This is a genomic window from Polyangium mundeleinium (genome assembly GCF_028369105.1).
GTDB lineage: Bacteria > Myxococcota_A > Polyangia > Polyangiales > Polyangiaceae > Polyangium > Polyangium mundeleinium.
This window is the reverse complement of the sequence record NZ_JAQNDO010000001.1, coordinates 1,880,886-1,893,608: the sequence shown is the minus strand read 5'-3', so window position 1 is coordinate 1,893,608 and position 12,723 is coordinate 1,880,886. Positions and strand designations below refer to the sequence as shown.

The window sequence follows — 12,723 nt, the reverse complement described above, 5'->3', positions numbered from 1 at the left end:
ACGCCTGCAAAAGAGGCTAGGGCGACCCGAACGAAACGACAAGACGCGTGATCCGCGAAAAAATCGCGCGGGCGGCGGTGGAAGACGACCAGGAAAACCACACGAGGTCGCGAAGCGAGCTCGCCTCTAGGGGGTGAATCGGCCGGGCTTTGCCCGGACGAGAGGGGGACGCGAGGCGTTCCCCTCGGGACTAACGACGTCGACGGCGACGCGCGACGGACAGGAGCATCGCGCCGCCGAGGAGCCCGAGCGCCGCGGGCATGCTCGCCGCGCCGCCGACAGCGCAGCTCCCGCTGCCCTGGCCCAGGTTCGGGTCGTCGTTGCCCACGCCGAAGCCGTTGTCCCAGGGGTTCAGGTCGGGGTCGGTGCCCGGCTCGGTGCCCGGGTCGACGCACCAGTCCGGCGGCGGCGGGCACGCGGGCGGCGTGCCCACGGCGTTCGAGACCTGGAGCCATCGCTCGACGTACGACTGGTCGTTCGACGCGCCCAGCGTGAGGTCAGCCGCGAGCGCCGCCCGCGAGAGCTCGGCGTGGATGCGGGTCACCCAGAGGCTGTTCTCGGGGATCGAGCCGAAGAGCGCGTCGAGGTCCTCGATGCACTCGTCGAGCGCGCTCGGGCCCATCGGATCGCCGCCGTAGCCGCTGTTTTCCGGGTCGAACTCGGCCGTGTACTTCAGGCTGTCCTCGATCCAGTACCGCGAGAGCGGCTCGCCCGCCTCGACGAGCCACGCCTTGCCGCCCGACGCGTCGAAGCTCTGCTGCTTGATGTCCTTGTAGTTGCTCGACTGCGTGTCCCAGTTCCACACGAGATCCGCGGCCTTGATCTGGAAGCTCGGGAAGTTCGTCGGCTCGTAGCGGCCCTCGGCGAGGACCCACAACGTGATCGGCGTGATCGCGCCCGTGCCCGCGGCGACCATGCGCAGCGGCAGGACCGGGAGCGCGCCCAGCGAGGTGACACGCACGGGGCGCATCGAGTTGATGCCCTGGCCGGGCACGAGCTTGAGGGCCAGGAAGTCGAAGCCCTCGTTCACGTACGCGTCGACGATCGGCTTGATGTCGGGCGGGATGTTGTAGCCGTTCGTGAGCAGCCAGTTCGCGAGCGCATTGGGATCCTGCGACGAGAGCTGCACGGTCGCGTACGGGCCGACGACCTCCTCGGCGATGACCTCGACGCCCCCAGTCCCGCCGCCGGTGCCGCCGCTGCCGTCCCCGCCAGCGTTCGGCGCGCCCACGCAGTCCGACGGGAGGCAGTTGATCGAGGGCGAGAGGACCGAGACCTGGGTGCCCTGTTCGAGCGCGTTGAAGACGGCGTCGGACGAGAGTCCGATGTCGACCTGCCCCTTGATCGGCAAGAGCCAGGCGAACGAGGCGGGATCACCCGCGTAGGTAATTTGATCCCAAAGGGTCGTGCGATCGTTCGAGATCGAAAGGACCATGCGGTGGCCCGTGACCTGCGTGGTTTCCTGCTGGCTGATGAAACAGCCGCCGCACGCATTCGAATCGGTCGCGTACAGGGCGGGCACCACGAGGAAAGGCAACGACAAGGCGAGGGCGCGAAGGAGCTTCATCGCGGTTCTCCGAGGGCAAGTGCCCGGCAGCGCCGAGCGAGGATGCTTCGCCACGCGCGACCCCATGAAAGCGCGTGGTTCCTCGATTCTACGCGTCGCCACGCGCCCGGATCGGGTGATGGCGGGAGAACACGAGAACGAGCTCGGAGATGGAACGCCCGTTACGGAGCGTGGAGCATGCCCTCGTCGAGGCGGCGCATGCCTTCGAGCAAGAGCGCCTCGGGCGAGACGGCGATCGTGCGGCCCGAGGGCTCGACGCCCGGTTCGAGCCGGAACTCGCCCTCGTGCAGCGCGAGCATCCGGTAGAAGGCTTCTTCACCGAAGACCTGCTCCCAGCGCGCGTCCACGATCTGCCCCTCGGCGAAGTGGATCTCGCCCGTGCTCTTGCCCGTCTGGATCCGGAGCGCGCACGTCTTGCGGCCATGCCAGAGGACCTGGACCATGTCCGGAATGCTCATCTCCGCGAGCGATCCCGCCACGCCACGCCCGCCGCCACGCGCGACGCGGCGCTCCACGAGCTGACGTAACTTCGCGGCAAAGATGTCCGCGGACGTCGGCTTCGCGACGAAATCGTCGACGCCGAGATCAAAGGCCTTCTGCGCGCTGTGGCGGTCGTTCTTGCGCGTGAGGATCACCCACGTGATCTCGCGTCCCCACGATTCCTTCTGCGCATCGGCACGAAGCGCGAGGCCCATCTCCGGCTCTTCGAGGTCGATCTCGCTGACGACGGCCGCGATCTCGCCGCCCTCGAGCTCGCGCCACGCCTGCGCCACGGTCCGCGCGACGCGCACCTCGAAGCCCTGCTCGATGAGCCGGAGTTCGAGCACCGTGGTCTCCTCGGGATCCGGATCGATGACGAGCACGGTGTACCGCTCGGACAAAAGCCGCGCGCGCATGTCGTCGCCCGTGACCTCGTGCCGGAAGAGGTCGACGATGTTCGGATCGAAGACGGTGCCGCGATACCCAGCGAGCACGTCACACGCCTCGGCCGGGCGGAGGATCTTGCGGAACGGGTTGCGCGGGTTCTGCGTGAGGTCGGCGTAGGTGTCCGCGACGGCGAGGATCCGCGCGCCAAGCGGGATCTCCTTGCCCGCGAGGCCATGCGGCAAGCCGCGGCCGTCGTACCGCTCGTACATGGCCTGAAGCGCAGCCACGGTCTCCGCGGGCAAGCCGACCGATCCCATGAGCTGCGCCGGGAGCGCGACGGCCTTGAGGCCCGCGACGCGGTGGCCCTCGTACTCCGCGACGTTCAGCGCGGTGAGGTGATACGCGCCCATCTTGCCGAGATCGTGCAGGTAGGCCGCGACGACGAACGCCGCGACGTGGGCAGGCGCGAGGCCGATGCGCTCGCACGTGCGGCGGCAGAGGCGCGCGACGACGGCCGAGTGGCCGCGAAGATCCTGGCGGTTCGCTTCGAGCAAGCTCACGAGGACGTTGAGCGTCTCGATGTACTCGTGGGTCTCGATCGGCGTGAGGACCGGGACGGGCGGAGGCGGCGGCGTGGGCGAAGGCGTGGTCGCCGTCAGCGAGCGCGCCTGCGGGGGCGGCGGGTGTCCTCCCGTCGGCGACGTCTGCGCGTTCGCCGCGTTCGGCGCATGCCCGCCGTTCGCCGAGGGCTGCGTGCTGCCCGCGTTCGGCGAAGGCTGCGTCTGCTCGCGCGCGCCAGACGGGCTGGTTTGTCCGGTCGCCGAGGGAGACGTCGGCATCGGCCCGCGCGGCGGCGGCGGCGCTTGCACGGCCGTATTGCGCGGCGAAGCGGCAGGCGTCGGGATGGGCCCCGTCGCAGGTCGCGCGGGCGCAGGGCCGAGGTCGATGTCGATGAAATCGCCGGTCGTGACGTTTGTCGTGACCGGACGGAGGAGCGCCTCGAAGGCCGAAGGATCCTTGAAGTAGTGCCGCGCGATCGCAGCGCGCACCGCCGCCGGCCGGGCCACGAGCGCGCGCACCTCGCGCACGCCCGCCGCGAGCTTCACCTCGTGGATCGCAGCGTCGTTGTCGGGATCCGCGGTGACGACCGAGAGCACGGACTTCGCCTCGTCGAGCAGCACCGGGAAGACGCCGTGCATCTTCGCGGTCTTCGGCAGCACGCGCCCGAGCACGCGCGGCTCGATCGCGGCCTTCGCGAGCTTTTCGGTCGAGACGAACCGCGTGTTGTGCAGCGTCGCGACGTACTTGAGGAGATCTCCCTCGGGCATGATGTCGAGCTCGACGAGAGAGTCCTCGATCCGGCCGCGCTGACGGCTCGCGTGCTCCACGGCGCGCCGATGCTCTTCGGCCCCGATCCGGCCCTCGGAGAGCAGGCGATCAGCGACACGCTGGTTGGTGCCGTGCACGGACATCGCGAGTGCAGAGATAGTACATGTCCGCAAGGACGGGGTATCCCAAGACCCGCCGAAACAGCAGTCATCCGGCGGATCAGCACGGGACGGCGCGTACCTGGCCGAACAAAAAACACACGCCCGCGCCTGAAGACAGGGCGGGCGTGCATCGAAGGGGTCAGGAGGCCGTCGGCGACGACGACCCCCCTCCCCTGCACCTCACTCCTCGTTGACGGCCGTGAGCGTCTCCTCGGGGCGAGGACGCGGCGGCGCCATGGCCGGCGCCGGGGGCTCGGCCGCCGGCGCGCGCTCACGCACCGGCTGCTCGCCCTCGACGATGACCTGGAGCCGCTTGTAGGCGGGCAGGCCCGTCCCGGCCGGGATCAGGCGGCCCATGATGACGTTCTCCTTGAGGCCGCGGAGATCGTCCACCTTGCCGCTGATCGCCGCCTCGGTGAGCACCTTGGTCGTCTCCTGGAACGACGAGGCGCTGATGAACGACTCGGTCGAGAGGCTCGCCTTGGTGATGCCGAGGAGCAGCGGCTCGGCGATGGCGGGACGTCCGCCACGCTCGAGCACCCGCTCGTTCTCGCGCTCGAACAGGTGCTTCTCGACCTGCTCGTCCACGAGGAAGTTCGTGTCGCCGACGTCCTTGACGCGAACGCGCCGGAGCATCTGCCGCACGATGACCTCGATGTGCTTGTCGTTGATACCGACACCCTGCAGGCGGTAGACCTGCTGGATCTCGTTCACGAGCCAGGCCGCGAGCTCCTTCTCGCCCTTCACGCGCAAGATGTCGTGCGGGTTCGGCGGGCCGTCCTGGAGCGGGTCGCCCGCGCGCACGCGATCGCCCGGCTGCACCTGGATGTGCTTGCCCTTGGGGATCAGGTACTCGCGCGCCTGATCCGGGAGCGGGTGCCCGTCCGCGCCAAACGGCGTGATGATCACCTTGCGCTTGCCCTTCGTGTCCTTGCCGAAGGAGACCTCGCCATCGATCTCGGTGATGATGGCGTGATCCTTCGGCTTGCGGGCCTCGAAGAGCTCGGCGACGCGGGGCAGACCACCGGTGATGTCCTGCACCTTCGTCGTGTCGCGCGGGATCTTGGCGATGATGTCACCGGCCTCGATCATGTCGTCCTGCTGGGCGACGATGTGCGCGCCGACCGGCAGGAGGTAACGCGCCTCGAGCTCGCTGTTCGGGAGCTTCAAGGTGGCGTTCGAGTTCGGGTCCTTCAGCGAGATCCGCGGGCGGAGGTCCGCCGCCTTGGACTCGATGACGACCTTGCGCGACAGGCCCGTGACCTCGTCGACACGCTCCTGGACGCTGACGCCCTCGACGAGGTCGCCGTACTTCACGATGCCGGAGACCTCGGTGAGGATCGGCGTCGCGAACTGGTCCCACTCGGCGAGCAGCTCGCCCGGCTTCACGCGCTGGCCGTCGGCGACCTTCATGTTGGCGCCGTAGACCAGGCGGTGATGCTCGCGCTCGCGGCCCGTCTCGTCGACGACGACGAGCTCGCCATGGCGGTTCATGACCACCATGGTGCCGTCCTTCTTGCGCTGCACATTCGCGCGACGCAGGCGCACGGTGCCCTCGGTCCGGGCTTCGAGGTAGCTCGCCTCGATCTTGCCGCGGGCCGCCGTACCACCGATGTGGAACGTGCGCATCGTGAGCTGCGTGCCGGGCTCACCGATCGACTGGGCGGCGATGATGCCGACCGCCTCGCCGATGTTGACGCGGTAGCCACGCGCAAGGTCGCGGCCGTAGCAGAGCGCGCAAACGCCCCGCCGCGTCTGGCAGGTGAGCACCGAGCGGATCACGACCTCCTCGATGCCCGCGTCCTCGATCCGCTTGACGGAAGCCTCGTCGAGCTCGGTGTTGGCCGTGATGAGGACCTCGCCCGTGAGCGGGTCGATCACGTCCTCGAGCACGACGCGGCCGAGGATGCGGTCGCCGAGAGGCTGGATCACCTCGCCGGCCTCCTCGAGCTTCGTCACGCGGATGCCGTCGATCGTGGCGCAATCGTACTCGGAGATGACCGCGTCCTGCGCGACGTCGACGAGACGCCGGGTGAGGTAACCCGAGTTCGCCGTCTTGAGCGCCGTATCCGCGAGGCCCTTACGCGCGCCGTGCGTCGAGATGAAGTACTGCAGCACGGTGAGGCCTTCACGGAAGTTCGCCGTGATGGGCGTCTCGATGATCTCGCCCGAGGGCTTGGCCATGAGGCCACGCATCGCGGCGAGCTGGCGGATCTGCTGGGTCGAGCCGCGCGCGCCCGAGTCCGCCATGATGTAGATCGGGTTGAAGCTCGGCTCGATGCTCTCCTTGCCCGTCTCCGGATCGGTGACGCGCTCCTTGCCGATCCCATCCATCATCTTGGCCGTGACGGCGTCCGCCACGCCGGCCCAGATGTCGACGATCTTGTTGTAGCGCTCGCCGTCCGTGATCAGACCTTCCTGGTACTGTTCGACGACGCGCTCGACCTCGCGCTGCGCCTCCTCGAGGAGGTCCTTCTTCGCCGGCGGGATCACCATGTGATCCATGCAGATCGAGATACCGGCGCGCATCGCGTGGTCGAAGCCAAGCGTGCGGAGCCGGTCCGCCAGGAGGACGGTCTCCTTGTTGCGGTGGACGCGGTAGCAGACGTCGATGAGGGCCGAGAGCGCCTTCTTGTCGAGCGTCTTGTTCGCGTAGTCGAAGCTCACGCCCTTCGGCAGGACCTCGGAGATGAGGACCCGGCCCACGGTCGTCTGCACGATGCGGCGCTTGATCTGGCCGTGCTCGTTGCGGACGGGGTTCCCGTCCTCGTCGATGTGCGGCACGCGCACGCGGATGCCCGCGTGCAGCACGACCTCGCCCGCGTCGAACGCCATGCGCACCTCTTCGGGAGAGGCGTAGACGCCGCGCAGATACCCCTCGGCCGTCGAGCCCTCCGCGCCCTGGCCGTCCGCGCCGAAGCGCAGGCTGCCCTCGCGGAAGCTGCCCTTCGCGAACTTGCGCTCGCGCGTGGCGTAGTAGAGCCCGAGCACGATGTCCTGCGTCGGGTTGATGATGGGCTTGCCGTTCGCGGGCGAGAGGATGTTGTTCGTGCTCATCATGAGCACGCGCGCCTCCATCTGCGCCTCGATCGAGAGCGGCACGTGCACCGCCATCTGGTCGCCGTCGAAGTCGGCGTTGAACGCCGCGCAAACGAGCGGGTGGAGCTGGATCGCCTTGCCCTCGATGAGCACCGGCTCGAACGCCTGGATGCCCAGGCGGTGGAGCGTCGGCGCGCGGTTCAGGAGCACCGGATGCTCGCTGATGACCTCTTCGAGGATGTCCCAAACCTCGGGACGCTCCTTCTCCACCATCTTCTTCGCGCTCTTGATGGTGTTGACGTACCCGCGCTCTTCCAGCTTGTTGTAGATGAACGGCTTGAAGAGCTCGAGCGCCATCTTCTTCGGCAGACCGCACTGGTGCAGGCGCAGCGTCGGGCCGACGACGATGACCGAGCGACCCGAGTAGTCGACGCGCTTGCCGAGCAGGTTCTGACGGAAGCGACCCTGCTTGCCCTTCAGCATGTCGCTGAGGCTCTTCAGCGGCCGCTTGTTCGGGCCCGTGATCGTCTTGCCGCGGCGGCCGTTGTCGAAGAGCGCGTCGACCGCCTCCTGGAGCATGCGCCGCTCGTTGCGGATGATGATCTCGGGCGCGTTGAGCTCGAGCAGCCGCTTCAGGCGGTTGTTGCGGTTGATGACGCGTCGGTAGAGGTCGTTCAGATCGCTCGTCGCGAACCGACCACCGTCCAGCGGGACGAGCGGACGCAGGTCGGGCGGCAGCACGGGGATGACCGTGAGCATCATCCACTCGGGCCGGTTGCCGCTCTCCCGGAACGCCTCGACGACCTTCAGGCGCTTCGCGAGCTTCTTGCGCTTCGCCTCGCTCGTCGCCTTGCGCATCTCCTCGCGGAGCAGCTCGGCGAGCGCGTGCACGTCGACCTGCTTGAGCATCTCGAGCACGGCCTCGCCGCCCATGCCCGCCGCGATCTTGTCGTCGCCGTACTCGTCGATGATCTGCAGGTAGCGCTCCTCGCTGAGGAGGTCGCCGCGCTGCAGACCCGTCTCCTTCGGGTCGATGACGATGTACGCCTCGCAATAAAGGACCTTCTCCAGATCCTTCAGCGTGATGTCGAGCATGTTGCCGATGCGCGACGGCAGGCTCTTCAGGAACCAGATGTGCGCGACCGGCGTCGCGAGCGAGATGTGCCCGAGGCGCTCACGTCGAACCTTCGACTGGATGACCTCGACGCCGCACTTCTCGCACACGATCCCACGGTGCTTCATGCGCTTGTACTTGCCGCAGTTGCACTCGTAGTCCTTCACAGGCCCGAAGATCTTCGCGCAGAAGAGACCATCCCGCTCCGGCTTGAACGTGCGGTAGTTGATGGTCTCCGGCTTCTTCACCTCGCCGTGCGACCACTCCCGGATCTTCTCCGGGCTCGCGAGCGAGATCCGAATGGCGCTGAACGAAAGCGGATCTTTGGGCTTCTCGAAGAAGCTGAAGATGTCACGCATTCGGCATCACTCCTCTTCCGCGGCCGAGGCCTCGAGGCCCGTCTCGACCAGCTCGACGTTCAGACACAACGATTGCAGCTCTTTGATGAGCACGTTGAAGCTCTCCGGCAGGCCGGCCTCCAGCGTGTACTCGCCCTTGACGATTGCCTCGTACATGCGCGTACGACCCATGACGTCGTCCGATTTCACCGTGAGGAACTCCTGCAGCGCGTAGGCCGCGCCGTAGGCCTCCATCGCCCACACCTCCATCTCGCCGAGGCGCTGACCGCCGAACTGAGCCTTTCCGCCCAACGGCTGCTGCGTGACGAGCGAGTAGGGGCCGATCGACCGGGCGTGGATCTTGTCGTCCACGAGGTGGTGAAGCTTCAGCATGTACATGATGCCCACCGTGACGTTCTGATCGAACGCCTCGCCCGTGCGACCATCGAACAGGATCGCCTGGCCCGAGCTCGGCAGACCCGCGAGCGCGAGCGCGCCCTTGATGTCCCCCTCGCTCGCGCCGTCGAACACCGGCGACGCGACGAACACACCGTGACGAACTTTGCGCCCGGCTCGCACCGCGTCACCCTCATCCATCGCCGCGACGATCGCCGAGCTCTCTTCGTCGTTGGCGTACACCTCGGCCAGACGATTGCGGATCTCGGCGCCCGCCTTTTGATCCTCGATCATCTGCTGGATCTGCCGGCCGAGCTCGTAGGCGCCCCAGCCGAGGTGAATCTCCAGGATCTGACCGACGTTCATGCGGCTCGGCACGCCGAGCGGGTTCAGCACGATGTCCACCGGCCGGCCGTCCTGCAGGTAGGGCATGTCCTCCTCCGGAAGAATCCGGCTGATGACGCCCTTATTGCCGTGGCGGCCTGCCATCTTGTCGCCGACCTGGAGCTTGCGCTTGATGGCGATGTAGACCTTCACCATCTTGATCACGCCCGGCGGCAGCTCGTCGCCCTTCGACAGGCGCTCGATCTTGTCGCGGAAGTGCTCCTCGCGCGTACGGACGAGGTCCTCCAGATCCCGCAGGATGTTCTGGATCCGGTCCGTCTCCTCCACCGGGATCTCGCCCCAGTAACGGCGCGGGATCTCGGCGAGGGCCGCCTCGGTGATCTCGTCGCCCTTCTGGAGCAGGACCTTGCCCTTGTCGTCGACGAGCTTCCCGTTCGTCGTCTTGCCGACCAGGATCTCGCGGACCCGGCGATAGAACGAGTCGCGCAGGATCTTGATCTCCTCGTCGCGCGTGCGCTCGATCCGAGCGCGCTCCTGATCTTCGATGTCCCGCGCGCGGTCGTCCTTCTCCGTGCCCTTGCGCGAGAAGACGCGCGCGTTGATCACGATGCCGCTCACGCCCGGCGGGACCTTGAGCGAGCTGTCGCGCACGTCACCGGCCTTCTCGCCGAAGATCGCGCGGAGCAGCTTCTCCTCGGGAGAAAGCTGCGTCTCGCCCTTCGGCGTGATCTTGCCGACGAGGATGTCGCCCGGACGAACCTCGGCGCCAATCCGCACGATGCCCGAGTCGTCGAGGTCCTTCAGGGCCTCCTCGCCGACATTCGGGATGTCACGCGTGATCTCTTCCTTGCCGAGCTTCGTGTCGCGCGCGACGCACTCGAACTCCTCGATGTGGATCGAGGTGAACACGTCGTCCTTCGCGATGCGCTCCGAGACCAGGATCGAGTCCTCGAAGTTGTAGCCCTGCCACGGCATGAACGCGACGAGCACGTTCTGCCCCAGCGCGAGCTCGCCCATGTCCGTCGACGGGCCGTCCGCGAGCACGTCGCCCGCCTTCACCACATCGCCCGTGCGCACGATCGGCTTCTGCGTGTAGCAGGTCGACTGGTTCGAGCGCTGGTACTTCATGAGGTGGTAGATGTCCGGCACCTCGGCGCCTTCGCCCGCTGCGCGCACCACGATGCGCGTCGCGTCGACGCTCTCCACGATGCCCGGACGACGCGCCACGACGCACACGCCCGAGTCACGCGCGAGCCGGTTCTCCATGCCCGTGCCGACGAGCGGCGCCTCGCTCTTGATGAGCGGCACCGCCTGGCGCTGCATGTTCGCGCCCATGAGCGCGCGGTTCGCGTCGTCGTGCTCGAGGAACGGCACGAGCGCGGCCGCGACGCTCACCATCTGGTTCGGCGCGATGTCCATGAGCTCGATCATGTCCGACGCGACGATCTTGAAATCGCCGTTGAGACGCGCCGAGACCACGTTCTCGCGGAACTTGCGACCATCGTCGAGCGCGGCCGTCGCCTGCGCGATGTACTTGCCCTCTTCCTCGAGCGCGCTGAGCCAGGTCACCTCGTCGGTTACCGTGCTCTCCGTCACCTTGCGATACGGGGTCTCGACGAAGCCGAACTCGTTCACGCGGGCGAACGTCGAGAGCGACGCGATGAGGCCGATGTTCGGGCCTTCCGGCGTCTCGATCGGGCAAATGCGGCCGTAGTGCGTCGCGTGGACGTCGCGCACCTCGAAGCCCGCGCGCTCGCGGGTGAGACCGCCCGGACCGAGAGCGGACAAGCGCCGCTTGTGCGTGACCTCGGAGAGCGGGTTCGTCTGGTCCATGAACTGCGAGAGCTGCGAGCTCCCGAAGTACTCCTTGACCACCGCGGAGACGGGCTTCGCGTTGATCAGGTCGTGCGGCATGAGCGTGTCGATCTCCTGCGACATGCTCATGCGCTCCTTGATCGCGCGCTCCATGCGGACCAGGCCGATCCGGTACTGGTTCTCCATGAGCTCGCCGACCGCGCGCACGCGGCGGTTGCCGAGATGGTCGATGTCGTCGACCGAGCCGCGGCCGTTCTTGAGCTCGATGAGGTGCCGGACCGTCTCCAGGATGTCCTGCGGCGTGAGCACCGTGAGATCGAGGTTCGGACGCTGGCCCTCCGGCAGATCCCGGTAGAACTTGTAGTTGAGCTTCAGCCGGCCGACTTTCGAGAGGTCGTACCGCTCCGGGTTGAAGAACAGGTTGTGGAACAGCGTCTTCGCCGTCTCGAGCGTGGGCGGGTCACCCGGGCGGAGACGACGGTAGATCTCGAGGATCGAGTCCTCCTGCGTCTTCACCTTGTCGGCGAGCAGCGTGTCGCGGAGGTACGAGCCGACGTTGAGGCCGTCGATGAAGAGAATGCGGAAGCTCTCGAGCTTCGCCTCGCGGATGCGCTCGAGCTTGGCGTCCGTGAGCTCCTCGTTCACCTCGACGATGACCTCGCCCGTCTCCGGGTCAACGACGTCGTGCGCCGCGACCTTGCCGACGAGCTCCTCGGTCTCGACCTGCATGCGCTCGAGCTTCGCCTCCTTCATCTTGCGAATCGCGGCGCGCGTGAACTTCGTGTTCTTCTTGACGATGACATCTTCCTTGATCTTGATGTCACGCGTCGCGCGCTGACCCGCGAGGAGGTCGTACTCGATGCTCTTCGCGTACTTGCCGCCCTTCTCGAGGTAGACGGTCTCCGTCGAGTAGAAGTAGTTCAGGAGGTCCTGCGTCGAGTAGCCGAGCGCGCGCAGAAGGACGGTCGCGTGCATCTTCCGACGACGGTCGATGCGCACGTAGATGATGTCCTTCGGATCGAACTCGAAATCGAGCCACGAGCCGCGGTACGGGATGACGCGCGCCGAGTAGAGCAGCTTGCCGCTCGAGTGCGTCTTGCCCTTGTCGTGATCGAAGAACACGCCGGGCGAGCGGTGGAGCTGGCTCACGACCACGCGCTCGGTGCCGTTGATGATGAACGTGCCCGTCTCGGTCATCAGCGGCAGCTCGCCGAAGTACACCTCCTGCTCCTTGATATCCCGGACGATGCGCTCGCCGCCGTCACGGGTGTCGTAGATCATGAGCTGGTTGGTGACCTTGATCGGCGCCGCGTAGGTCATGCCTCGCTGGCGGCACTCCTCGACGTCGTACTTCGGCGGCTCGAGGTTGTACGAAACGAAGACGAGCTCGCTCGTCCCGTTGAAGTCCTTGATGGGGAACACCGAGCGGAAGACCGCCTGGAGCCCGACTTCCTCCCGCTCGTGCGGCGGGACGTTCATCTGGAGGAACTTGTCGTAGCTGGACTTCTGGATGTCGATCAGGTTCGGAACGTCGATGATGCGACGAACGCGCCCCAGATTCTTACGGATGCGGAAGTTGGATTGGACGACCGACGGCATCGATATTCCTCCGGCTCCTACGGGTGCACAGGGCTCGATCCCCGCGCGCTCCACGAACCGAGCATCAGCCTCGAAGCTACGAAACAGCCATCAAAGGTCCCGGCGACGGACAAACTCGGCTGCGCTACCGCGACCTGGAAGACGCGCTCGAAT

4 protein-coding genes are annotated in these 12,723 nt (G+C 67.0%); all 4 read right to left on the bottom strand.

What is annotated here, in order from left to right:
• Positions 1-190: 190 nt before the first annotated feature.
• Positions 191-1,567, bottom strand: a complete 1,377-nt coding sequence (locus tag POL67_RS07770; RefSeq protein WP_271916456.1) for a DUF2330 domain-containing protein — start codon at positions 1,565-1,567, stop codon at positions 191-193.
• 161 nt (positions 1,568-1,728) lie between these two features.
• A complete protein-coding gene (locus tag POL67_RS07765; RefSeq protein ID WP_271916455.1) occupies positions 1,729-3,906 on the bottom strand; it encodes a DUF4388 domain-containing protein in 2,178 nt (725 codons plus the stop codon).
• Between the two features lie 198 nt (positions 3,907-4,104).
• A complete protein-coding gene (gene rpoC, locus POL67_RS07760) occupies positions 4,105-8,436 on the bottom strand; it encodes a DNA-directed RNA polymerase subunit beta' (protein ID WP_271916454.1) in 4,332 nt (1,443 codons plus the stop codon).
• 6 nt (positions 8,437-8,442) lie between these two features.
• Positions 8,443-12,570 (bottom strand): DNA-directed RNA polymerase subunit beta, encoded by a 4,128-nt coding sequence (gene rpoB / locus POL67_RS07755; protein WP_271916453.1) that lies wholly within the window; start codon positions 12,568-12,570, stop codon positions 8,443-8,445.
• Positions 12,571-12,723: the final 153 nt, after the last annotated feature.